The organism is Bradyrhizobium sp. USDA 4451 (assembly GCF_054822585.1).
Genome location: NZ_JBTRCH010000001.1, coordinates 7,096,979 through 7,119,535, shown reverse-complemented (window position 1 = coordinate 7,119,535; position 22,557 = coordinate 7,096,979). Strand labels below are relative to the sequence as shown.

General features: G+C 64.9%; 18 protein-coding genes. 12 read left to right on the top strand and 6 right to left on the bottom strand.

Annotated features, from left to right (window positions below):
• Window positions 1-4 precede the first annotated feature (4 nt).
• Together ACVMB0_RS33315 and ACVMB0_RS33310 are read right to left on the bottom strand one after the other, a co-directional pair.
• Window positions 5-706 (bottom strand): molybdate ABC transporter substrate-binding protein, encoded by a 702-nt coding sequence (locus ACVMB0_RS33315; protein WP_461348904.1) that lies wholly within the window; start codon window positions 704-706, stop codon window positions 5-7.
• Between the two features lie 33 nt (window positions 707-739).
• Window positions 740-1,654, bottom strand: coding sequence for a tripartite tricarboxylate transporter substrate binding protein (locus ACVMB0_RS33310; protein WP_461349756.1), 915 nt, complete (start codon window positions 1,652-1,654; stop codon window positions 740-742).
• 199 nt (window positions 1,655-1,853) lie between these two features.
• Here ACVMB0_RS33310 and ACVMB0_RS33305 point away from each other — a divergent pair, with 199 nt between their 5' ends.
• From ACVMB0_RS33305 to ACVMB0_RS33295, 3 genes are all read left to right on the top strand, one after another.
• Entirely contained in the window at window positions 1,854-2,924 is a 1,071-nt protein-coding gene (locus ACVMB0_RS33305; protein ID WP_461348903.1) for an ABC transporter substrate-binding protein, read from the top strand.
• A gap of 123 nt (window positions 2,925-3,047) precedes the next feature.
• A complete protein-coding gene (locus tag ACVMB0_RS33300; RefSeq protein ID WP_461348902.1) occupies window positions 3,048-5,147 on the top strand; it encodes a molybdopterin oxidoreductase family protein in 2,100 nt (699 codons plus the stop codon).
• A 79-nt stretch (window positions 5,148-5,226) separates the two neighbouring features.
• Window positions 5,227-6,006, top strand: coding sequence for an enoyl-CoA hydratase/isomerase family protein (locus ACVMB0_RS33295; protein ID WP_456753653.1), 780 nt, complete (start codon window positions 5,227-5,229; stop codon window positions 6,004-6,006).
• Window positions 6,007-6,196: 190 nt separating this feature from the next.
• Here the strand turns inward: ACVMB0_RS33295 and ACVMB0_RS33290 are convergent, their stop codons facing one another.
• The 3 genes from ACVMB0_RS33290 to ACVMB0_RS33280 all read right to left on the bottom strand — a co-directional run bounded on the left by ACVMB0_RS33290 (window position 6,197) and on the right by ACVMB0_RS33280 (window position 10,485).
• Window positions 6,197-6,625: a GlcG/HbpS family heme-binding protein gene (locus ACVMB0_RS33290; protein WP_456753654.1), complete on the bottom strand. Its 429-nt coding sequence runs from the start codon at window positions 6,623-6,625 to the stop codon at window positions 6,197-6,199.
• Window positions 6,618-9,596, bottom strand: a complete 2,979-nt coding sequence (locus ACVMB0_RS33285) for an FAD-binding and (Fe-S)-binding domain-containing protein (protein ID WP_461348901.1) — start codon at window positions 9,594-9,596, stop codon at window positions 6,618-6,620. The genes ACVMB0_RS33290 and ACVMB0_RS33285 overlap by 8 nt, the downstream gene beginning before the upstream one ends.
• Before the next feature lie 136 nt (window positions 9,597-9,732).
• Entirely contained in the window at window positions 9,733-10,485 is a 753-nt protein-coding gene (locus tag ACVMB0_RS33280; RefSeq protein ID WP_461349755.1) for a GntR family transcriptional regulator, read from the bottom strand.
• 132 nt (window positions 10,486-10,617) lie between these two features.
• Between ACVMB0_RS33280 and ACVMB0_RS33275 the strand changes: the two genes are divergently transcribed.
• The 9 genes from ACVMB0_RS33275 to ACVMB0_RS33235 all read left to right on the top strand — a co-directional run bounded on the left by ACVMB0_RS33275 (window position 10,618) and on the right by ACVMB0_RS33235 (window position 21,002).
• On the top strand, window positions 10,618-11,817 hold the full coding sequence (locus tag ACVMB0_RS33275; protein WP_461348900.1) for a pyridoxal-phosphate-dependent aminotransferase family protein: 1,200 nt from the start codon (window positions 10,618-10,620) through the stop codon (window positions 11,815-11,817).
• 106 nt (window positions 11,818-11,923) lie between these two features.
• Window positions 11,924-13,207 carry an MFS transporter gene (locus ACVMB0_RS33270; RefSeq protein WP_461348899.1) on the top strand — a complete coding sequence of 428 codons (1,284 nt, stop codon included), beginning with the start codon at window positions 11,924-11,926 and terminating at the stop codon, window positions 13,205-13,207.
• A gap of 129 nt (window positions 13,208-13,336) precedes the next feature.
• Complete coding sequence (locus ACVMB0_RS33265; RefSeq protein WP_456753658.1) at window positions 13,337-14,530, top strand: pyridoxal-phosphate-dependent aminotransferase family protein; 1,194 nt, start codon at window positions 13,337-13,339, stop codon at window positions 14,528-14,530.
• A 33-nt stretch (window positions 14,531-14,563) separates the two neighbouring features.
• Window positions 14,564-15,361, top strand: a complete 798-nt coding sequence (locus ACVMB0_RS33260) for an enoyl-CoA hydratase/isomerase family protein (protein ID WP_456753659.1) — start codon at window positions 14,564-14,566, stop codon at window positions 15,359-15,361.
• Between the two features lie 331 nt (window positions 15,362-15,692).
• The gene (locus tag ACVMB0_RS33255) at window positions 15,693-16,670 is read left to right on the top strand and encodes a Bug family tripartite tricarboxylate transporter substrate binding protein (protein WP_456756490.1); all 978 of its coding nucleotides are present in this window, start codon (window positions 15,693-15,695) and stop codon (window positions 16,668-16,670) included.
• Between the two features lie 209 nt (window positions 16,671-16,879).
• The gene (locus ACVMB0_RS33250; RefSeq protein ID WP_461348898.1) at window positions 16,880-17,755 is read left to right on the top strand and encodes an S-methyl-5'-thioadenosine phosphorylase; all 876 of its coding nucleotides are present in this window, start codon (window positions 16,880-16,882) and stop codon (window positions 17,753-17,755) included.
• Window positions 17,752-18,849 (top strand): S-methyl-5-thioribose-1-phosphate isomerase, encoded by a 1,098-nt coding sequence (gene mtnA / locus ACVMB0_RS33245; protein WP_461348897.1) that lies wholly within the window; start codon window positions 17,752-17,754, stop codon window positions 18,847-18,849. The genes ACVMB0_RS33250 and mtnA overlap by 4 nt, the downstream gene beginning before the upstream one ends.
• A gap of 76 nt (window positions 18,850-18,925) precedes the next feature.
• Window positions 18,926-19,468 (top strand): tripartite tricarboxylate transporter TctB family protein, encoded by a 543-nt coding sequence (locus tag ACVMB0_RS33240; protein WP_456753662.1) that lies wholly within the window; start codon window positions 18,926-18,928, stop codon window positions 19,466-19,468.
• A gap of 22 nt (window positions 19,469-19,490) precedes the next feature.
• The gene (locus tag ACVMB0_RS33235) at window positions 19,491-21,002 is read left to right on the top strand and encodes a tripartite tricarboxylate transporter permease (protein ID WP_456753663.1); all 1,512 of its coding nucleotides are present in this window, start codon (window positions 19,491-19,493) and stop codon (window positions 21,000-21,002) included.
• Window positions 21,003-21,099: 97 nt separating this feature from the next.
• On the opposite strand, the gene ACVMB0_RS33230 is transcribed toward ACVMB0_RS33235, so the two are convergent.
• Entirely contained in the window at window positions 21,100-22,293 is a 1,194-nt protein-coding gene (locus ACVMB0_RS33230; RefSeq protein ID WP_456753664.1) for a CaiB/BaiF CoA transferase family protein, read from the bottom strand.
• Window positions 22,294-22,557 lie beyond the last annotated feature (264 nt).

Here is a 22,557-nt window from a genome sequence, read left to right as displayed (position 1 = left end):
CGAGTCAGCCGGAGACGAAGCCAGCCTGATTGCGCAGCTTCGACGTCTCCGGCGAGGTCAGCAGCGCGATCAGGCGTTGCGCCTGCGATGCAGCCATCGCCTGCGTCGCAACGGCGGCGGTGTACATGGTCGCGAGCCCGCATCCCGGCGGCAAGGTGGCCGACAGCACGACGCCACTGGTACTGATGATCTCGGTGGTTTGCGTGCAGCCGATCGACCGCCGGTCGCTTGACTCGGCCAGATGCCGCATCGCCGTCGCGCCGTTGGGAAAGATCTTTAGCCGATCGGCGACGACATCGGCGATGTCGAGTTGTGCAAGCACCTTGGCGACGTGAATGCCGGCGGTTGAAGCCTTGATATCCGGCACGAAGATCGCGTCAGCATCGAGCAGCACCGTGCACAGGCCGGCTGCATCCTCGGGGCGCGCCGGCGGATCGCCTGCGCGGACCGCCAGCGCGGTTTCGACGCGGCCGATGTCGGCGATCGACGACCGCACGACAAGCCCTTCATCGGCCAGCGTCGCGATCAGGGCCGCGGTGAGGATGACGATGTCGGTCGGAACACCGGCGCGCAGTCTGTCGGCCATGGCGCCGACCGCGCCGAAATCGCCGCCAACGACGAAGCCGGTTTCGGCTTCGAATGCTGGTCCGAGGCTGCGCACCAGGCCCTGCGCCGCGCCTCCGCTCAGGATGTTCAACGTCTTCATGCGTACCGTTCCATTGGCGTTGCCGTTGTCCGCCTATTGGTTCTTGTCGAACCGTTTGACGACGTCTGCCCACTTCACGATATCGGCGCGCAGGAATTGGTCGAACGCCTCCGGCGTCATTGGCATCGGCACCGCGCCTTGCGCGGCCCAGAGGTTCTCGACGTCCGGCCGCTTGATCGCGGCATTCACGGCTGCGTTGAGCTTGTCGATGATCGGCTTCGGTGTGCCCGCCGGCGCCATCAGGCCGAGCCAGATCGTCGCCTCGTATCCGGCAACGCCAGCCTCGATCACCGTGGGAACACCCGACAGCACTGCTGAACGAGTCTTTCCGGTCGTTGCCAGCGCCCGCACCTGGTTTTCGGCGACATTCGGCGCCATTGCGGGAACGGCATCGATCATCATCTGGACCTGGCCGCCGATGATGCCGCTGCGGGCTTCACCACTGTTGCGATAGGGCACGTGCACGATGTCGATTCCGGCCATGGCTTTGAACAATTCGCCGGCCATGTGATACGGCGTGCCCTGGCCGGACGAAGCATAGTTCAGCTTTCCGGGCTGCGCCTTTGCCAGCGCGATGAATTCCTGCAGCGTCTTCGCCGGCACGGCGGGGTGGACCACGATCACGAGATCCGACGTGTTCAGCGATGCGATCGGCGTCAGCTCATATTTGCGCTGCGGCACCAACGACTCATTCGCGGTCTGGGTATTCGACATCATCAGCAGGGTGTAGCCGTCGGCCGGCGCCTTCGCGACCTCGAGCGTGCCGATCACGCCGCCGGCGCCGGTGCGGTTCTCGACCACGAAGGGCTGGCCGAGGCCTTCCTGCAGGATGCTGCCGATCTGTCGCGCCACGACATCTGCCGGTCCGCCGGGGCCGAAGGGAACGATGATCCTGACCGGTCGCGCAGGGTAGTCTTCAGCATCCGCATGCGAGCTCGAGATAGACATGCTCAGCAACGCGGCGACAAACACCAAGGCGCACCGAAAGCCCGCCATTGATCGCTTCCCCCAACTTTTGTCTTGTTTCTTGGCGAGAAGTCTAGCTGCAACCTGAAGCGTCTGTCGACGACAGACTCCGTTCTCGCGCATCGGAATAAGGGCGGGAGGACGGTGTACTTAAACTTCGCCACTGAGTGCGGGGAATCATATGAGGAAACATCCTGGGCTATCGCGCCGCGAAATGCTGAAGGGCACCGGTGCCGTGCTGGCAGGGGCCGCCTTTTCAACCCGCGTGATGGCCGCCGCGCCACCCGCGGAACCAGTGACGCCGACATTGATCGCGGCGGCGAAGAAAGAGGGGCAGGTCGTCTACTACACCTCGACCGATCTGCCAGTCGCCGAGAAGCTGGCGAGGGCGTTCGAAGCGAAATATCCCGAGATCTCCCTGCGCGTCGAACGCACCGGCGCCGAGCGTGTGTTCCAGCGGATCGGCCAGGAATATGCCAGCAACATTCACGCTGTCGACGTCGTCAACTCCTCCGATGCCGCGCATTTCATCGTGTGGAAGCGGGACGGCATTCTGGCGCCCTATGTCCCGGAGGAGGTCGCACGATTCTATCCGGAGGAGCATCGCGATGCCGACGGTCAGTTCGCAAGCTTCCGGGTCTGGCTGTCGATCATTGCCTACAATACCAGCCTCGTGAAGGCCGAGGAGGCGCCGAAGAGCTTTGCCGATCTGCTCGATCCGAAATGGAAGGGCAAGATCGTGAAGGGGCATCCCGGCTATAGCGGCACCATCATGACTGCGACCTACCAGATGCAGCGCGATCTCGGCTGGAGCTTCTTCGAGCAGCTCGCCAAGCAGAACATCATGCAGGTGCAGTCCTCGACCGATCCGCCGAAGAAGCTCGATCTCGGCGAGCGCGCTGTCATGGCCGACGGCAACGAGTACAACATCTTCCAGATGAAGGAGATGGGCCGCCCGGTCGAGCCGGTCTATGCCACCGAGGGATCACCGCTGATCGTTGGCCCGAATGGTGTCTTCAAGGACTGTCCGCATCCGAATGCCGCCAGGCTGTTCCAGTCCTTCGCGCTCGGCCGCGAGGGGCAGCAGCTCAACATCGAGATCGGCGGCCTCAGGTCCGTCCACGCGCAGGTCCCGGAGAAGGCCGGACGCAAGCCGCTGAAGGACATCAAGACGATGAAGGATGATCCTGCCGCGGTGGAGCGGGAAGGGGACGCGATCAAGTCGCACTACACTCGCATCTTCCGCGTTTGACCGACGGGGCGAGCGGATCGCAGTCCGGTCTCGGCGCCTGCCGCATGGCTCATGCCCGGTTTTCGCCCGGACTGGGCAATAATGCCCCTCGGCGGAGGCGATATTTGATGTTACCAATTTGGCATGAACCAGCATGCCAAGGTCGACATCCGCCATTCCACCTGCCCGCACGACTGCCCGTCGGCATGTGCGCTCGACGTCGAAGTCATCGAGGGCCGCTCGATCGGCAGGGTCCGCGGCTCCAAGCAGCAGAGCTATACAGCCGGCGTGGTCTGCGCCAAGGTCGCACGCTACGCCGAGCGGATCCATCATGCCGAACGGCTGATATATCCGATGCGCCGGACCGGGCCGAAGGGCTCCGGCCAGTTCGCGCGGATTTCCTGGGACGAGGCGCTGGACGAGATCGCGGCGCGCTTCAACGCCGCCGAGCGGGAGTTCGGCGCCGAATCGGTCTGGCCCTACTACTACGCCGGCACGATGGGGCTCGTGATGCGCGACGGCCTCAACCGACTGTCGCATGTGAAGAAGTATTCGCGCTTCTACGGCACGATCTGCGCAACCATCGCGCGCATCGGCTTTGCCGCCGGGACCGGCAAGATCGCCGGCGTCGACCCGCGCGAGATGGGCGTGTCCGATCTCATCGTGATCTGGGGCACCAATCCGGTGAACACCCAGGTCAACGTGATGACGCATGCCTCGCGCGCGCGGAAGGAGCGCGGCGCCAAGATCGCGGCGGTCGACGTCTACAACAACGAGACCATGAAGCAGGCCGACATCAAGATCCTGCTGCGGCCGGGGACCGACGGCGCCTTCGCCTGCGCTGTGATGCATGTGCTGTTCCGTGAGGGATTTGCCGATCGCGAGTACCTTGCACGCTACACCGATTGCCCCGACGAGTTGGAAGCACATCTGAAGACCCGGACGCCGGAATGGGCCTCGGCGATCTCGGGCGTGCCGGTCGAGGAGATCGAGGCATTCGCGCGGCTGGTCGGACAGACCCAGCGCTCGTTCTTCCGTCTTGGCTACGGCTTCACCCGCAGCCGTAACGGCGCCGCGCAGATGCACGCGGCGCTGTGCATTCCCGCGGTCACCGGTGCCTGGCAATATGAGGGCGGCGGTGCGTTCTTCAACAATGCCGGGATCTGGCGCTTCGACGAGTCGATCATCGAGGGCCACGACGCGATCGATCCCTCGACGCGGGTGCTCGATCAGTCACAGATCGGCCGGATCCTGACCGGCGATGCCGAAGCGTTGAAGGGCGGCGGGCCGGTCAAGGCGATGCTGATCCAGAACACCAATCCGATGACGGTGGCGCCCGAGCAGGCGCTGGTGCGCCAGGGCTTTGCCCGCGAGGATCTGTTCGTCGCGGTGCACGAGCAGTTCATGACCGAGACGGCGCGGATGGCCGATATCGTGCTGCCGGCGACGATGTTCATGGAGCACGACGACCTCTATTACGGCGGCGGTCATCAGCACATCTCGGTCGGCCCGAAGCTGATCGATCCGCCGGGCGAGTGCCGTTCCAACCACGAGGTGCTGCAGGGGCTCGGCCGCCGTCTCAACGCCGTGCATCCCGGCTTCGACATGACGGCGCGCGAATTGATCGACGCGACGCTGCAAAAGAGCGGGCATGGCGATATCGCGACGCTCGAGGCCGAGCTGTGGCGCGACCTGCAACCCGATTTCCGCACCTCGCACTATCTCGACGGCTTTGCCCACGCCGACAAGAAGTTCCACTTCAAGGTGGATTGGGGCAAGGTGCCGGTCGGAACCGGCGGGCTGCTGGGCGCATGGGACAAGATGCCCTCGCTGCCCGACCACTGGACCATCATCGAGGAGGCGGACGCGCAGCATCCGTTCCGGCTGGCGACGTCGCCCTCGCGCAGCTTCCTCAACACCAGCTTCAACGAAACACCGTCGTCGCAGGCCCGCGAGGGCGCGCCGACCGTGATGATCCATCCCGACGATGCGGTCGCGCTGTCGATCGCCGACGGCGAGGCCGTCACGCTCGGCAACATGCGCGGCGAGACCACGCTGACCGCAAAGCTGTTCGATGGCGTGCGCCGCGGCGTGCTGATCGCCGAGTCGATCCATCCGAACAAGTCCCATATCGGCGGCCGCGGCATCAACATGCTGACCGGGGCGGAGGCCGTCGCACCGCTCGGCGGTGCCGCGTTCCACGACAACAAGGTCTGGATCAGGAAGGCGTCTGCGGGCGCCTGAATCGTGCTTGCAGTCGGCGCCGATCCTGCCGCAAATGTGGGCTGACAACAGCACACAGGCAACAAATCAGGCAGGAAACATGACCGACAACAGCGTTCTCTTGGAAAAGCGCGGGCAGGCCTTCTGGATCACCATCAACCGCCCGGACAAGCGCAACGCGCTCAATGCCGGCGTGATCGCCGGCATCGCGAAGGGCTATCGCGAGGCGCATGACGACAAGGACGTGCGCGTCATCGTGCTGACCGGCGCCGGCGACAAGGCGTTCTGCGCCGGTGCCGATCTGCAGAACAGCGGCGCGGCGTTCTCGATGGATTTCTCGCGGCCCAATGTCGACTACGCCGACCTGTTGCGGCTGTCGCAGAGCGCCACAAAACCCGCGATCGCGCGGGTCGGCGGCGTCTGCATGGCCGGCGGCATGGGCCTGTTGTGCATGACCGACATGGCGGTCGCCGCCGATGGCGTGATCTTCGGCCTGCCCGAGGTGAAGGTCGGCGTGTTTCCGATGCAGGTGCTGAGCCTGCTGCAGTCGATCGCGCCCGCGCGTCTGATCAACGAATGGGCGCTGACCGGCGAGCCGTTCGACGCTAGGGCTGCCCAGGCCGCGGGCCTGCTCAACTACGTGGTGCCGGCGGCCGAGCTCGACGCCAAGGTCGATTGGCTGATCGGCCGCATCGTCGACAAGTCGCCGACCGCGATCCGGCGCGGCAAATACGCGATGCGCGCGATCGCCTCGATGTCGTTCGATGAAAGCATCGCCTACACCGAAAGCCAGATCGCGCTGCTCGCGATGACCGAGGACGCCAAGGAAGGCCTCAAGGCTTTCGGCGAGAAGCGCAAGCCGACCTGGACCGGCCGTTGAGGCATCGCCGTGCCGCTTCAGCCGCCCGCATGCGGCCGCCGCAGGCGCGCACTATCAAAACATGGGAAACAACCCCATGCAAAGGAGCCGACGCGGCCAACGTTCGACAAGGCAGCTTGACACGTCGGGCAAATCAGGGGCAAGTTTCTAATATTCCGAAAATTTTGCGCTCGGCTCGCCCGATCGCGTATCAGCCCGCGTTGGCCTTCAGGCCGGCGGCCTCGATGCCGGCGAGGGCACAGATCTCGTCATTGTCGGAGGTGTCGCCACTGACGCCGACGGCGCCGAGCAGGGCGGTGCCGTCCATGATCAGCACGCCGCCGGGAACCGGCACCAGCCGGCCCTGCGCCAGCGTGTTCACGGAATCGATGAAATAGGCCTGCTCCTGCGCGCGCTGGAACAGCGCCCGCGATCCCATGCCGAGCGCCAGCGCGCCATAGGCCTTGCCATGGGCGATCTCGGCCCGCATCAGGCTGGTGCCGTCCTGGGCTGCCGTCACCTTTACCGCACCGCGCGCGTCGAGGATGGTGACGACCAGCGGCTTCAGCTTCTTCTCGACACCCTTGGCGAGCGCGGCATCCAGGATCTTGCGGGCGGTGTCGAGGGTGAGCTCAGCCATGGGCCTCTTCCTTTGTTGGCAATGATGGGTCGGATTTCGATGTCGCACGTTTCAGGCTCATCGCCAATACGCTGGCGACATGCAGCGGCGTGCGGCCGCTGCCGTCCTTGATCTGATGCCGGCACGAGGTGCCGTCGGCCACGATCAGCGTATCCTGATCGGCGCCGCGCACCGCAGGGAGTAGCGACAGCTCGGCCATCTCGATCGAGGCCTGATACGTGTCGGCGCCATAGCCGAACGCGCCGGCCATGCCGCAGCAACTCGACTCGATAGTTTTGACCTCGAGCCCCGGCACCAGCCGCAGCACCTTTTCCACCGGCTTGAACGCGCCGAAAGATTTTTGGTGGCAGTGGCCGTGCACGACAGCCTTGCTCGCGACCGCGCCGAGCGGCAGGGCGAGGCGCCCGGCTTCCGCCTCGCGCACCAGGAATTCCTCGAACAGCAGCGCGTGCGCGCTGACGGCCTTTGCGGCGCCATCCGATCGCAGCGACAGCAGCTCGTCGCGCAGCGTCAAGAGGCAGCTCGGCTCCAGGCCGATGATCGGCACGCCGCGTGCCGCGAACGGTGCGTAGGTTGCAACCAGCCGGCCGAGCTCGGCGCGGGCCTGCTCAACCAGTCCGGCCGACAGGAATGTGCGCCCGCAGCACGGCGGACGGGCGCCATCCGATGGTCTCGGCAGATGGACGCGATAGCCGCCGGCAACGAGCACCTCGAGTGCAGCGTCGAGATTCTCCCGCTCATAGCCGCGGTTGAACGTATCGGCGAACAGCACCACTTCGCGGCCATCCGGCGGGCCGAGCACCTCGGCATCGGGCCGGAAGGTGTCGCGGCGAAATTCCGGCAGCGCGCGTTTGGCGCTGATGCCGGCGATTTTCTCGAACAGCGCGCGCAGCAGCGGGCTGCGGTTGCGCCAGTTCGCGATCGGCGCAAGGCGCGAGGCGAGATCGACATAGCGCGGCAGATAGCCGACCAGCCGGTCGCGCAGCGACAGGCCTTGCGTCGCGGCGCGTGCCGCCAGCACCTCGATCTTCATCTTGGCCATGTCGACGCCGGTCGGGCATTCGTGGCGGCACGCCTTGCAGGAGACGCAGAGTTTCAGCGTCTCCACCATCGCGTCGGAGGCGAGCGCATCGGGCCCGAGCTGGCCCGAGATCGCGAGCCGCAGCGTGTTGGCGCGGCCGCGGGTGACGTCCTTTTCATTGCGGGTCGCACGATAGGACGGACACATCACGCCGCCTTCGAGCTTGCGGCAGGCGCCGTTGTTGTTGCACATCTCAACGGCGCCCTGGAAGCCGCCGCCGGCGCCGGGATACGCCGACCAGTCGAGCACCGTCTTCATTTCACCGACGCGATAGTCCGGCGAGAAACGGAACAGCGAGCGGTCGTCCATTTTCGGCGGATCGACGATCTTGCCCGGGTTGAGCGTGTTGGTCGGATCGAAGCGCTGCTTGACCTCGCGGAAATCGGCGACGATGCGCGCGCCGAACATGGTCTCGTGGAATTCCGAGCGCACCAGGCCGTCGCCGTGCTCGCCGGAATGCGAGCCCTTGTATTCGCGCACCATCGCGAAGGCTTCCTCGGCAATGGCGCGCATTGCCTTGACGTCCTTCTCAAGCTTGAGGTTGAGCACCGGGCGCACATGGAGGCAGCCCTCGGAGGCGTGCGCATACATCGTGCCGCGGGTGCCGTGCTTGGCGAACACGGCATTGAGCCGCTCGGTGTAGTCGGCGAGATGCGGCAGCGGCACCGCGCAGTCCTCGACGAACGAGACCGGCTTGCCCTCCTGCTTCATCGACATCATGACGTTGAGGCCGGCGGCGCGGAAATCGGCGATGCCGGTCTGCAGCGCGGGCTCGACGATCTCGACCACGCCGCCCCATTTGCGCTGCGGCTTGTCCCAGCCGAAGCCGAGGTCGCCCATCAGTTCGCCGAGCTGCTTCAGGCGGGCGAGATTGTCGGCCTGATCCTCTTCCGCGAATTCGACCACCAGGATGGCGTCGGGATCGCCGCGCACGGCCGCCGAGATGATCGGCTGGAACATCGCGATCTCGCGCCCCAGCGCGATCATGGTGCGATCGACCAGCTCGACGGCAATGGGCCGCAGCTTGACCAGATGCTGGGCTGCATCCATCGCTTCATAGAAGCTGCCGAAATGACAGACGCCGAGCGCCTTGTTGCGGATCACGGGCCACAGCTTGAGCTCGACCTGCGTGGTGAAGGCCAGCGTCCCCTCGGAGCCGACCAACAGATGCGCCATGTTGTTCGGCGCGTTGCGCGGCACCAGCGCATCGAGGTTATAGCCGCCGACGCGGCGCTGCACCTTGGGGAATTTGTCCGCGATTTCGGCGGCCTCGCGCTCGCCGAGATCGAGCATCTCGCGAAACAGCTTCAATCCGCTGTCGGACGCATTGATCCGCGTCAGATCGCGCGGCACCTCGCCGAAATGCAGCAGCGTGCCGTCGGCGAGCGCGGCGTCCATCGACAGCGTGTTGTCGCGCATCGTGCCGTAGCGCAGCGAGCGGCCACCGCAGGAATTGTTGCCGGCCATGCCGCCGATCGTGGCGCGCGACGCTGTGGAGACGTCGACCGGAAACCACAGCCCGTGCTTTTTCAGCTGGCGGTTGAGGTCATCGAGCACGATGCCGGGCTCGACCACGCAGGTGCGGGCCTCGACGTCGAGCGAGACGATCCGGTTCAGGTGCTTGGAGAGATCGACCACGATGCCGTCATTGACGGTCTGGCCGCATTGCGAGGTGCCGCCGCCGCGCGGGGTCACGATCCGCCCGGCGTCGCGGACGATCGACAGCGTCCGCAGCGCCTCGTCGATGGTGCGGGGCACCACCACGCCGGCGGGCATGATCTGGTAGAACGAGGCGTCGGTCGCGTAGCGGCCGCGGTTGAAGGCGTCGAAGAAAATGTCGCCGGTCAGTTCGGAGCGCAGGCGCTGTTCGAGCGAGGAGACGTTCTTCATCCCAGATCCGATGTGATCCACGGCGCGTGGCGGGCGTGCCTGCTCATGGATTATGCATTCTCTCGACGTGAGAATTATATTATGAATTCAGAATGGGCAAGGATTGCGATCTCGTCGCGCTCCCCCAGGCTCACCCCTAGTCGCCCTGGGGCGTCGTTTCCAGGTCGGCGTCCTGACCTTCGGCGAGGTGATCGATCGCGGCGGATCGCTTGTTGCGAAGATGCTGGAACAGGATATCGCTGAGCTCGCTCGCCGCGCGGCGGCGTAGCGCATCGAGGATCGCCTCGTGCTCGCGCATCGCCTCGCCCCAACGCTGCCGCTTGCGGGCGAAATTGGCGGAATAGCGCACCCGGCGGATCCGGCCGGCGAAGTTGGCGTAGGTCGTCTTCAGCGTCTCGTTGCGCGCCGCCGCGACGATGCTCTCGTGGATCTGCTGGTTGATCTGAAAATAGCCGTGCATGTCGCGATGCAAATAGTGGCCGTACATTTCGTAGTGCAGCCGCTCGATCGCGGCGATTTCCTCGTCGGTGATCAGCTCGCAGGCCAGCCGTCCAGCGAGGCTCTCCAGCCCTGCCATCACGTCGAACAGCTCCTCGAGGTCGCGCTGGCTGAGCTGGCGTACCCGTGCGCCGCGATTGGGCAGCAGTTCGATCAGGCCTTCGGCGGCCAGCACCTTGAGCGCCTCGCGCAGCGGGGTCCTGGAGATCCCGAGCATTTCGCAGAGCTGCCGTTCCGGAACGCGGGCGCCCTCGGGGATGTTGCCTTCCACCACGTAGTCGCGCAGCCGCAGCAGCACCTCGCCGTGCAGTGAGGCCTCCTGGCGGTCGCTGCCATTGCCGGCGGTGGGCGGGGTGATCGGAACCCCGGTCTCGGGAATCGCGGATTTCATATTCTGAACAATAATTTGCCGGCGCGGTCGCGTCGATCTCCGCAATCGAATACCAAAATTGGATTGAAAAGACAAAAAATGAATGCAAAAAGACTTTCCGAAGGGTCGAATTCCGGCGATTAGGAGAATCTCATGCATCAAGGGCGTCATTTTCTGCAGATTCCCGGGCCGAGCCCGGTCCCCGATCGCATTCTCCGCGCGATGGACATGCCGGTCATCGACCACCGGAGCGCCGAGTTCGGCGAGCTCGGCCGGACGGTGCTGGAGGGCAGCGCCAGGATCTTCCAGACCAAAGGTCCGGTGGTGATCTTCCCGTCGTCCGGGACGGGCGCCTGGGAAGCCGCGATCGTCAACACGCTGTCGCCTGGCGACAAGGTCCTCATGGTCGAGACCGGCCACTTCGCCACGCTGTGGCGGCAGCTCGCCGGCCGGTTCGGCATCGAGGTCGACTTCCTCCCCGGCGACTGGCGCCGCGGCGCCGACCCCGCCCGGATCGAAGCCAAACTCGCCGATGACACTGCGCACAGCATCAAGGCGGTGATGGTGGTCCACAACGAGACCTCGACCGGCGCGACCAGCCGGATCGCGGATATCCGTGCCGCCATCGACCGCACCGCCCATCCGGCGCTTTTGATGGTCGATACCATCTCCTCGCTCGGCTCGGTCGATTACCGGCACGACGAATGGAAGGTCGACGTCAGCGTCAGCTGCTCGCAGAAGGGTTTCATGCTGCCGCCCGGCCTCGGCTTCAACGCGATCTCGGACAAGGCCCGCGCCGCGTCGCGCAGCAACAAGATGCCGCGCTCCTATTTCGACTGGGAGGAGATGCTGAAGCCGAACGCCAAGGGCTTCTTCCCCTACACGCCGGCGACCAACCTGCTCTACGGGTTGCGCGAAGCCATCGCGATGCTGCTGGAGGAAGGGCTCGACAAGGTGTTCGCGCGTCACCAGCGGCTGGCCGCCGCGACGCGGGCTGCCGTCAACCAATGGGGGCTCGAGGTGCTGTGCCAGGAGCCTTCGGAGTTCTCGCCGGTGCTGACCGCGGTGTTGATGCCGCCCGGCCATGACGCCGATCAGTATCGCAAGGTCGTGCTCGACAATTTCAACATGTCGCTCGGCTCTGGCCTGTCGAAGGTCGCCGGTAAGGTGTTCCGCATCGGTCACCTCGGCGAGTGCAACGAGCTGACCTTGCTTGGCGCGCTCACCGGCGTCGAGATGGGCTTGTCGATCGCCGGCGTCCCGCACCGCGCGGGCGGTGTCGAGGCCGCGATGAAGATTCTCGAGCAGCGCGATCAGCGCAACGCGTCGCATCTGAAGGTGGTCGGCACTTAAGCTCTTGTTGAGCATGATCTCTTCGGACAACCGCCTCGCGCTTTTCCGGATCATGCTTTGGCAGCCAGCGTCAGCAAGCTCAAAAAAGTCGCGGAGGGGAGGGGATATGAGGCTTCGGTTCAAGGCCACCCATGTCGTGTTGGCCATGCTCTGCGTGATGTATTTCATCACCTATGTGGACCGGGTGAACATCGGCACCGCGGCCGGCGATATCCAGAAGGAGCTGGGTCTGTCCAACACCCAGCTCGGCCTGGTGTTCTCGGCGTTCGCCTATCCGTATCTGCTGTTCCAGGTGATCGGCGGCTGGGTCGGCGATCGTTTCGGGCCGCGCCAGACGCTGTTCTGGTGCGGCATGATCTGGGCGGCGGCGACCATCATGACCGGCTTCGTCCATGGTCTTGCGGCGCTGTTCGTCGCGCGCTTTGCGCTGGGGTTCGGCGAAGGTGCGACGTTCCCGACCGCGACGCGCGCCATGCAGTACTGGACGCCGGCCAACCGCCGCGGCTTCGCGCAGGGGCTGACGCATTCGTTCGCGCGGCTCGGCAACGCCATCACCCCGCCGGTGGTGGCGCTCCTGATTCTCTGGCTGACCTGGCGCGGCGCGTTCGTCGCGCTCGGCATCGTCAGTCTGATCTGGGGGATCGTTTGGGTCTGGTACTTCCGCAACGAGCCGCGGGAGCATGGCGCAATCACCGCAGCCGAGCTCGCGACATTGCCGCCGCGGCCGAAAGGCGAGCGGCCGAAGGTGCCATGGGGGCCGCTGCTGCAGCGGATGTGGCCGGTGACGCTGACCTATTTCTGCTACGGCTGGTGCCTGTGGCTTTACCTCAACTGGCTGCCGCTGTTCTTCAAGAACAACTACAGCCTCGACCTGAAGAACTCGGCGCTGTTCGCATCCGGCGTGTTCTTCGCCGGGGTGATCGGCGACAGCATCGGCGGCGTCATCTCCGACCGCATCCTGGAACGATCAGGCAATGTGCGGATGGCGCGGCTCAGCGTGACCATCGTGGGTTTCGCCGGCGCGCTGCTGTCGCTGATGCCGATCCTGTTCGTTCACGACATCACGGTGGTCGCGCTCTGCCTGTCGGCCGGCTTCTTCTGTGCCGAGCTCGTGATCGGCCCGATGTGGTCGATTCCGATGGACATCGCACCGAAATATTCCGGCACCGCCGCGGGGCTGATGAACACGGGCTCGGCCTTCGCGGCCATCGTCTCGCCGCTGGTTGCCGGCTTCGTGATCGACGCCACCGGCAACTGGTACCTGCCGTTCCTGATGTCGATGGGCCTGTTGCTGCTCGGCGGTTTCTCGGCGTTCCTGATGCACCCCGAGCGGCCGTTCGAGGAGACCGGCGAACTGGTGGGGGCGGGCAAGGTGGTGGCGGCCGAATGAGGGGCTGCCGGCTTCGACCGAGCGCCGTCAGATATGCATGACGGACCCCCGCCGGGCCTAGGACAAAGCGGGCGAATAGTGATATGCGAGCGGCTTACCAAGACCAAGGCAAGACCGGGAAAGACGCTCATGACCGTGCATACTGGAAGGCATTTTCTGCAGATTCCGGGACCGACCAACGTGCCGGACCGGGTGCTGCGGGCCATGGATATGCCGACCATGGACCACCGCGGTGCCGAATTCGCCGAGATCGGCTTCGCCGTGATGTCGGCGATGCAGCGCGTGTTCCGCACCAAGCAGCCCGTGATCATCTACCCGTCGTCCGGGACCGGCGCCTGGGAGGCCGCGATCGTCAACACGCTGCAGCCGGGCGACAAGGTCTTGATGTGCGAGACCGGGCAGTTCGCGGTGCTGTGGCACGGCATTGCCGACAAGTTCAAGCTCGACGTCGACTTCATTGCGGGCGACTGGCGGCACGGCGCCGACCTCGAGCAGATCGAGGCCAGGCTCGCCGCCGACAAGGCGCACAAGATCAAGGCCGTCTGCGTGGTCCATAATGAGACCTCGACCGCCTGCGTCACCTATCCGCGCGACGTGCGCAAGATCCTCGACACGCTGAAGCATCCGGCGCTGCTGATGGTCGACACCATCTCCGGCCTCGGTTCGCTCGAATACGAGCACGACGCCTGGGGCATCGACGTCTCGATCGCCGGCTCCCAGAAGGGGCTGATGCTGCCGCCCGGCCTCGGCTTCAACGCCGTATCGGAGAAGGCGCTGGCGGTGGCCAGGGCGAATCCGGGCATGCGCTCCTACTGGGACTGGCAGGAGGTCATCAACATCAACAAGGCCGGCACCTGGCCGTACACCCCCGCCACCAACCTGCTGTTCGGCCTGCGCGAGGCCGTCAAGATGCTGGAGGAGGAGGGGCTGGAGAACGTGTTCGCCCGCCACAAGCGCCACAGCGAAGCGACCCGCGCCGCGATCAAGGTGTGGGGTCTGGAAACGCAGTGTCAGGAGCAGGGCGCGCATTCGCCGGCGCTGACCGCCGTGCGGGTACCTGACGGCCACGACGCCGATCACTTCCGCAAGGTCGTGCTGGATAATTTCGACATGTCGCTCGGCACCGGCCTCAACAAGGTCAAGGGCAAGGTGTTCCGGATCGGCCATATCGGTCACTTCAACGATCTGATGCTGATGGGCACGCTGTCCGGCGTCGAGATGGGGCTTGATCTGGCCAAGGTGCCGCATCGCGGCGGCGGCGTGCTGGCGGCGATGGAGGTCCTGAAGGGCCGCGACGTCGCGCAGGCCTCGAAGGTCGCTTGAATATCAAATCGTAACCAACAGAAAGAGCGAGACATGAACGCGCCCGTGGCACCGACCGAAGACCTGATCTACTCCGTCGAGGACGGCATCGCGCGCATCACGTTCAACCGGCCGCAGGCCCGCAATGCGCTGACCTTTGCGATGTACGAGCAGATGGCTTCGATCTGCGAGAGCATCAATCAGGATCATCAGATCAAGGCGCTGATCATGACCGGCGCCGGCGACAAGGCGTTCGCCTCGGGTACCGACATCTCCCAGTTCCGGGCGTTCAAGACCGCGCAGGACGCGCTGGACTACGAGGCGCGGATCGACCGCGTGCTGGGAACGCTCGAACAGTGCCGCGTGCCCGTGATCGCGGCGATCGCCGGTGCCTGCACCGGCGGCGGCGCCGGCATCGCCGCCTGCTGCGACATCCGCATCGGCACCGAGGCGACGCGGATCGGCTTCCCGATCGCACGCACGCTCGGCAACTGCCTGTCGATGTCCAACATCTCGCGGCTGGTGTCGCTGATCGGCCCGGCGCGGACCAAGGACCTGATCTTCAAGGCACGGCTGGTCGAGGCGCCGGAAGCGCTGGCCCTCGGGCTGTTGAACGAGGTCGTGCCCGATGTGGAGACCTTGCAGCGCCGCGCCAACGAGACCGCGAAGCTCGTCGCCGGCCATGCGCCGATCACGCTCGAGGTGACCAAGGAAGCGGTGCGCCGCATCCGCCGCACGCTGTCCCGCGAGGAGGGCGAAGACCTGATCCTGCGCGCCTATATGAGCGAGGATTTCCGCGAAGGCATGGACGCCTTCCTCAACAAGCGCGCGCCGAACTTCAAGGGCAAGTAGCGGCTGCGCTGCGTCCTCATCCATATCTGTCATCACCCGCGACCGGGCGATCTAGTACGCTGCGGCCTCTCGGCTCAAGCACTACTGCCTCTGGAATACTGGATCACCCGCAAATGCGCGGGTGATGACACCGATGACGTGGCTGCGGAATTGAGAACCATCCCCATCGCTGCCTCTCTCGACGACACCGCGACCTCATTCCAAAGTCATACGCCATGCGACGGTTCGGCGGCTTGAACTCACTCTCATTCTCGGCACAATGATGAGAGCCCTCCGCTTCGCAGGTTTTGCCAAGCCGAACAAATAGATAGGGAAGAAACACGTGGGACAGATTGTAAAAACCACGGCTGCAATCGCGGCCCTCTTGCTGAGCACGCCGGCATTTGCCGGCTGGGAGCCGAGCAAGCCGGTCGAGATCGTGGTTGCGGCCGGCGCCGGCGGCGCCTCCGACCAGATGGCGCGCATGATGCAGGCGGCGATCCAGAAGAACAATCTGATGAAGCAGCCGATGGTGGTGTCGCTGAAGGGCGGCGCGTCGGGCGCGGAAGCGCTGATGTACATGAAGTCGAGCGAAGGCGATCCCAACAAGGTGCTGATCGCCTATTCGCTGATCTACATGCTGCCGCTGTCGGCCAAGATTCCGTTCAACTGGCGTGACCTCACGCCGGTGTCGGTAATCGCGCTCGACCAGTTCGTGCTGTGGGACAACACCGCGGGTCCGAAGACCGTGAAGGAGTTCATCGATGCTGCCAAGGCGGCAAGCGCGCCCTTCAAGATGGGCGGCACCGGCTCCAAGCGCGAGGATCACGTGCTGACCGTGTTCATGGAGCAGAAGACCGGCGCGAAATTCTCCTATCTGCCGTACAAGTCCGGCGGTGAGGCTGCGACCCAGCTGGTCGGCGGTCACACCGAATCCAACGTCAACAATCCCAGCGAGAATCTCGAAGTCTGGCGCGCCGGCCAGGTCCGCGCGCTCTGCGTGTTCGACAAGGAGCGGATCTCCTACAAGACCAAGGTCACCGACACGCAGTCCTGGAACGATATCCCGACCTGCAAGGAAGAGGGGCTGGACGTGCAGTACCTGATGCTGCGTGCGATGTTCCTGCCGGGCAAGGTCACGCAGGAGCAGCAGGCGTTCTATGTCGACCTGTTCCAGAAGGTGACGCAGACGCCGGAATACAAGGACTACATGGAGAAGCAGGCGCTGAAGCCGATCTTCCTCACCGGCAAGGACATGGTCGAATTCCTCGAGGATGACGACAAGCAGAATGCCTCGCTGATGAACGCGGCGGGCTTCGTCGCGAAGTAAGGTTGCGGCCGTGAACCTTCCGTCATCCCGGGTTCGATGCTTTCGCATCGCCCCGGAATGACGGAGCAAATGGCCAGCGACGCTGGCCCGACGTACGCTGCGCATCCCTCGTTGCTTTACCTTCCGCCCGGAAACGCCTTGCATCGCGCGGCTGCGCCATCGATATTGCGCCGCATGATGCCGCCGTTGCGGGAGCGTGAGGAGCGATCATGACCAAGGCCGTTCTCGGAATCATCGGCGGATCCGGCATCTACGATTTGCCGGGCCTGGAAAATGTCCGCGACGAGCCGATCCCGAGCCCATGGGGTGAACCATCCGCGACGCTGCGCCGTGGCGAGATCGCCGGATTGCCGATCGTGTTCCTGCCGCGGCACGGCCCGGGGCACGCGCTGTCGCCGTCCGACATCAATTATCGCGCCAATATCGACGTGCTGAAGCGGGCGGGGGTCACCGACCTCATCGCGCTGTCCGCCTGCGGCTCGTTCAAGGAAGAGCTGCCGCCGGGCACCTTCGTGCTGGTCGACCAGTTCGTCGATCGCACCCATAAGCGCGAGAGCTCGTTCTTCGGCAGAGGCTGCGTCGCGCATGTCTCGATGGCGCATCCGGTGTCGCCGTTGCTGGTGAAACATCTCGCGGCCGCCGCCGAAGCCGAGCGCATCGCATTCGCGCGTGGCGGCACCTATCTCTGCATGGAAGGGCCGCAATTCTCCTCGCTTGCGGAGAGCCTGACCTACAAGGCGCAGGGCTATTCGGTGATCGGCATGACTAACATGCCGGAAGCCAAGCTCGCCCGCGAGGCCGAGATCTGCTATGCCAGCGTGGCGATGGTCACCGATTTCGACTGCTGGCATCCGGCGCATGATGCCGTGACGGTGCAGGACATCATCCGCGTGCTGAATTCGAATGCCGAGAAGGCCAAGGCGCTGGTGGCGCGGCTGGCGCGGGATTTCCCGCGCGACCACGAGCCCTGTCCGATCGGCTCGGACCGCGCGCTGGACACCGCGCTGATCACCGCGCCCACGGCGCGCGATCCGCAGCTGCTTGCCAAGCTCGATGCGGTCGCCGGACGGGTGTTGCAGCCATGAAGGTCGACGGGCGCCATTTCCGCAGCATCTGGCTCGAGCCCGATGGCTGGTCGGTCGGCGCGATCGATCAGCGCCGGCTGCCGCATGAATTCATCGTTGCGAAGATCACGACGGCGGACGAGGCCGGCGAGGCCATCAGCTCGATGCTGGTCCGCGGCGCGCCGCTGATCGGCGCGACCGCGGCCTACGGCATGGCGCTGGCGATGCGCGCCGATGCTTCCGACGCCGCGCTCGATCGCGCCGGCAAGATGCTGGCCGCGACCCGGCCGACCGCGATCAATCTGAAATGGGCAATCGACGAGATGCAGCGCGAGCTCGCCCCGGTCGCGAAGTCGGCGCGGGCAGATGCGGCCTATGCCCGCGCCCGCGAGATCGCCGACGAGGATGTCGAGATCAACCGCAAGATCGGCCGCCATGGGCTCGGCCTGATCGAAAAAATCGCAGCGACCAAGAAGCCGGGCGAGTCGGTCAACGTGCTGACGCATTGCAATGCCGGCTGGCTTGCAACCGTCGATTGGGGAACGGCGACGTCACCAATCTACCAGGCGCATGATCGCGGTATCCCGGTCCATGTCTGGGTCGACGAGACGCGGCCGCGCAATCAGGGTGCCTCGCTCACCGCCTGGGAGCTCGGCCATCACGGCGTGCCGCACACCGTGATCCCCGACAACACCGGCGGCCATCTGATGCAGCATCGCATGGTCGATCTCGCGATCGTCGGCACCGACCGCGTCGCCGCCAATGGTGACGTCTGCAACAAGATCGGCACCTATCTGAAAGCGCTCGCGGCGCACGACAATGGCGTGCCGTTCTATGTCGCGCTGCCGTCGCCGACCATCGACTTTAGTATCGACGACGGCATCAGGCAGATTCCGATCGAGCAGCGTGCGGCCAGCGAGGTCACGCACCTGACCGGGCGGACGGCGGACGGACGGATCGAGACCGTGCGCGTGGTTCCGGACGGCTCTGGCGTCGTCAATTTCGGCTTCGATGTGACGCCGGCGCGGCTGGTGTCGGGATTGATCACCGAGCGCGGCGTGCTCGATGCGAATCGTGCTGCACTTGCGAGCGCGTTTCCCGAACGATCCAGTTAGCTGAAGGCTGCATTGACGGTGATTGCATCTGCGCGCTATCCCCATCGTTGCCCTCGCAACCCGGACCGTCCAGTCCATGTCCAACACCGAACTTGAGATCGTCGTCGACGATCCGACCGCGCCTGAAGAGAATTCCCCGGCCGTCGTCTCCACCGGCGTCGTCGATGTCGTCGTCTCGTTGCTGTTGCTTGCGCTGGCAGTGGTGCTGGGCTGGGACAATTGGCGCACCGGCGCCTCGTGGGATTCGACCGGACCGCAGCCGGGCTATTTTCCGTTCTATCTTTCGGTGATCCTCGGCGCCGCCAGCCTCTATGGGCTGGGTGCCGCCTTCGTGTCGCGCCGGGAAGCTGCCGAGACCTTTGTCACCCGCGCCCAGCTGCGCCGCGTGATGGCGGTGTTCGTGCCGACCTTCCTGTTCTGCCTCGCCACCCAGTATCTCGGCCTCTATGTCGCGAGCTTTCTCCTGATCGCGGGCTTCATGCGCCTGGTCGGCAAGATCGCGCTGTGGAAGTCGCTGCTGACCGCCTTCATCTTCACCGCCGCGATGTTCGTGACCTTCGACATCGCATTCGACGTCATCATGCCGAAGGGGCCGCTCGAAGCGGCCTTCGGGTACTGAGCGATCGACAGGATCTCGAGACATGGAAGCTTTCGGTCTCCTGCTGCATGGTTTCGCCGTCCTTTTGACGTGGAAGACGCTGCTGTTGATGATGGTCGGCCTCGTGCTCGGCATCTTCGTCGGCGTGCTGCCGGGGCTCGGCGGCCCGAACGGCGTCGCGATCCTGCTGCCGCTGACCTTCACGATGGACCCGACATCGGCCATCGTGATGCTGTCGTGCATCTACTGGGGCGCGCTGTTCGGCGGCGCCATCACCTCGATCCTGTTCAACATCCCCGGCGAGGCCTGGTCGGTCGCGACCACCTTCGACGGCTATCCGATGGCGCAGCAGGGCCGGGCGGCCGAAGCGCTCACCGCGGCGTTCACCTCGTCGTTCATCGGTTCGCTGGTCGCGGTGCTGCTGATTACCTTCCTGGCACCGATGATCTCGTCGTTCGCGCTGAAGTTCGGCCCGCCGGAATTCTTCGCGGTCTATCTGCTGACGTTCTGCTCGTTCGTCGGCCTCGGCCGCGAAGCCAAGCACAAGACTGTCATCTCGATGTCGCTTGGGTTGCTGCTCGCCGGCGTCGGCATGGATACGGTGTCCGGTCAGCTGCGCATGACCTTCGGCTCGGCCGAGCTGTTGCGCGGCATCAACTTCCTCGTCGCCGTGATCGGCCTGTTCGGCATCAGCGAGATCCTGCTGACGATGGAGGAGCGCCTCGCGCTCCGCGGACATGCCGCCGGCATCTCGCTGCGCGTGGTGCTGTCGGTGTGGAAGGACCTGCCGAAATACTGGGTGACGCTGCTGCGCTCCTCGGTGATCGGTTGCTGGCTCGGCATTACGCCGGGCGGCGCGATCGCGGCCTCGTTCATGGGCTACAATCTGGCAAAACGCTTTTCCAAGGATCAGGAAAGTTTTGGCAAGGGCCGCATCGAGGGTGTGTTCGCGCCGGAGACCGCCGCCCACGCCTCGGGTACCTCGGCGCTGCTGCCGATGCTTGCGCTCGGCATTCCAGGCTCAGGGACTGCCGCGATCCTGCTCGGCGGCCTGATGGTGTGGGGCCTCAACCCGGGCCCGCTGCTGTTCGTCGAGCACAAGGATTTCGTCTGGGGCCTGATCGCCTCGATGTACCTCGGCAATGTCGTCGGCCTCGTGCTGGTGCTGACCACCGTGCCGATCTTCGCCTCGATCCTGCGCGTGCCGTTCGCGGCGGTGGCGCCGATGATCGTGGTGTCCTGCGCGATCGGCGCCTATGCGATCCAGAATGCGATGTTCGACATCTGGCTGATGCTGGGCTTCGGCGTCGTCGGCTATGTCTTCAAGAAGATCGGCATTCCGCTTGCGCCGTTCACGCTGGCATTGGTGCTCGGCAGCCGCGCCGAGGACGCGTTCCGGCTCTCGATGATCGGCTCCGGCGGCGACATGAAGGTGTTCTGGTCGAACGGCCTCGTCGGCAGCATCACGACATTGGCGATCGTGCTGCTGTTCTGGCCGGTGATCGATCGGGCCTTTGCCGGCGTCGCAGGTCTGCTACGGCCGGCAAAGGCGTGAGGTTCCAGAGCGTTTTCGAGCGAAGTGGACACCGGTTCGCGAAGACAAGAATTTGGCGTTCCGTTCCGATGTGATAGGAGCAGAGCTCTAGTCTAGACTAGACGACCTTGCGCTGGCGCAGCTCGGCGATCTCGTCACTGCCGAAGCCGAACTCGGCCAGCACTTGCTCAGTCTGCTCGCCGAATTCAGGAGGCCGCGCCACCATCTTGCTCGGCGTCCGCGACAGCGTCACCGGCTGGCTGACCAGCTGGATATGCCGGTTCTCGTCGTTCGGCACGTGCTGGGCCATGCCGAGATGCTTGACCTGGGCGTCCTCGAACATCTGGTCGATCGAGTAGATCGGCCCGCACGGCACGCCGGCGGCGTTGAGTTCCTGCACCCAGGTCTCGGTCGACTTCTTTTCGGTGAGCGCGTTGATCCGCGCATTCAGCGCGTCACGGTTCTTCGAGCGCGCCGGCGCGGTGGCGTAGTCGGGGTCGGCGATCAAGTCGGGCGCGCCGATCGCCTGGGCGCAGCGCTCCCAAATCCGCCCGCCTGTGGTGGCGATGTTGATGTAGCCGTCGGAGGTCTTGAACACGCCGGTCGGGATCGAGGTCGGATGGTTGTTGCCGGCCTGCTTGGCGACTTCCTTCTCCATCAGCCAGCGCGCCGCCTGGAAATCCAGCATGAAGATCTGCGCCTGCAGCAGCGAGGTCTGCACCCACTGCCCTTCGCCGGAGACGTCACGTTCCAGCAGCGCGGTGAGGATGCCGAGCGCGCAGAACAGGCCCGCGGTGAGGTCGGCGACGGGAATGCCGACCCGCATAGGGCCTTGGCCGGGCGCGCCGGTCACCGACATCAGGCCGCCCATGCCCTGCGCGATCTGATCGAAGCCAGGGCGCTTGTGATAGGGGCCGTCCTGGCCGAAGCCGGAGATGCTGCCGTAGACGATCTTCGGATTGATCTTGCGGATGCTCTCATAGTCGATGCCGAGCTTGCCCTTCACATCCGGGCGAAAGTTCTCGACGATGACGTCGGCCTGCTCGGCCAGCCGCTTGAACACCTCGAGCCCCTTGGGGTCTTTGAGGTTCAGCGTCATCGCGCGCTTGTTGCGATGCAGGTTCTGGAAGTCGGAGCCGCCGCGGGGACCGCCCGGCTGCTCGCCGCCGCCGTCCTCCAGCAGCGCATCGATCTTGATGACGTTGGCACCCCAATCGGCGAGCTGGCGCACGCAGGTCGGCCCGGAGCGGACCCGGGTCAAGTCCAGCACGGTGAAACGGGACAGGGCTTGGGATGCGCGGGGAAAGGGCATTGAGACACCTCTTGTTTGGCGGGCCGCTGTGGGGGCTATTGCTCATCTGCCATAGACAATTTGGCAGGTCTTTCCAACTGTTACCCGGATAACAAAGTGCCGGAAACGAACAGTCACGGTTCCGTGCGGACCGCTCTGCATAAGGTGCGATTCGCGCCTGCCCACACCTGAGCATCCGTCCGTCGTCCGCCAACTCTCGACAATCACGCTTCTGGCTGCTAGCCCGTCGCCCGACCGAATGGGTTTTGCCCTTATGGAAGAGGG

What these genes read in the sequence shown, in the direction of transcription:
- ACVMB0_RS33315 (WP_461348904.1), bottom strand. Translation starts at nt 706, where the DNA reads ATGAAGACGTTGAACATCCTGAGCGGAGGCGCGGCGCAGGGCCTGGTG.
- ACVMB0_RS33310 (WP_461349756.1), bottom strand. Translation starts at nt 1,654, where the DNA reads ATGTCTATCTCGAGCTCGCATGCGGATGCTGAAGACTACCCTGCGCGA.
- ACVMB0_RS33305 (WP_461348903.1), top strand. Translation starts at nt 1,854, where the DNA reads ATGAGGAAACATCCTGGGCTATCGCGCCGCGAAATGCTGAAGGGCACC.
- ACVMB0_RS33300 (WP_461348902.1), top strand. Translation starts at nt 3,048, where the DNA reads ATGAACCAGCATGCCAAGGTCGACATCCGCCATTCCACCTGCCCGCAC.
- ACVMB0_RS33295 (WP_456753653.1), top strand. Translation starts at nt 5,227, where the DNA reads ATGACCGACAACAGCGTTCTCTTGGAAAAGCGCGGGCAGGCCTTCTGG.
- ACVMB0_RS33290 (WP_456753654.1), bottom strand. Translation starts at nt 6,625, where the DNA reads ATGGCTGAGCTCACCCTCGACACCGCCCGCAAGATCCTGGATGCCGCG.
- ACVMB0_RS33285 (WP_461348901.1), bottom strand. Translation starts at nt 9,596, where the DNA reads ATGAAGAACGTCTCCTCGCTCGAACAGCGCCTGCGCTCCGAACTGACC.
- ACVMB0_RS33280 (WP_461349755.1), bottom strand. Translation starts at nt 10,485, where the DNA reads ATGAAATCCGCGATTCCCGAGACCGGGGTTCCGATCACCCCGCCCACC.
- ACVMB0_RS33275 (WP_461348900.1), top strand. Translation starts at nt 10,618, where the DNA reads ATGCATCAAGGGCGTCATTTTCTGCAGATTCCCGGGCCGAGCCCGGTC.
- ACVMB0_RS33270 (WP_461348899.1), top strand. Translation starts at nt 11,924, where the DNA reads ATGAGGCTTCGGTTCAAGGCCACCCATGTCGTGTTGGCCATGCTCTGC.
- ACVMB0_RS33265 (WP_456753658.1), top strand. Translation starts at nt 13,337, where the DNA reads ATGACCGTGCATACTGGAAGGCATTTTCTGCAGATTCCGGGACCGACC.
- ACVMB0_RS33260 (WP_456753659.1), top strand. Translation starts at nt 14,564, where the DNA reads ATGAACGCGCCCGTGGCACCGACCGAAGACCTGATCTACTCCGTCGAG.
- ACVMB0_RS33250 (WP_461348898.1), top strand. Translation starts at nt 16,880, where the DNA reads ATGACCAAGGCCGTTCTCGGAATCATCGGCGGATCCGGCATCTACGAT.
- mtnA (WP_461348897.1), top strand. Translation starts at nt 17,752, where the DNA reads ATGAAGGTCGACGGGCGCCATTTCCGCAGCATCTGGCTCGAGCCCGAT.
- ACVMB0_RS33240 (WP_456753662.1), top strand. Translation starts at nt 18,926, where the DNA reads ATGTCCAACACCGAACTTGAGATCGTCGTCGACGATCCGACCGCGCCT.
- ACVMB0_RS33235 (WP_456753663.1), top strand. Translation starts at nt 19,491, where the DNA reads ATGGAAGCTTTCGGTCTCCTGCTGCATGGTTTCGCCGTCCTTTTGACG.
- ACVMB0_RS33230 (WP_456753664.1), bottom strand. Translation starts at nt 22,293, where the DNA reads ATGCCCTTTCCCCGCGCATCCCAAGCCCTGTCCCGTTTCACCGTGCTG.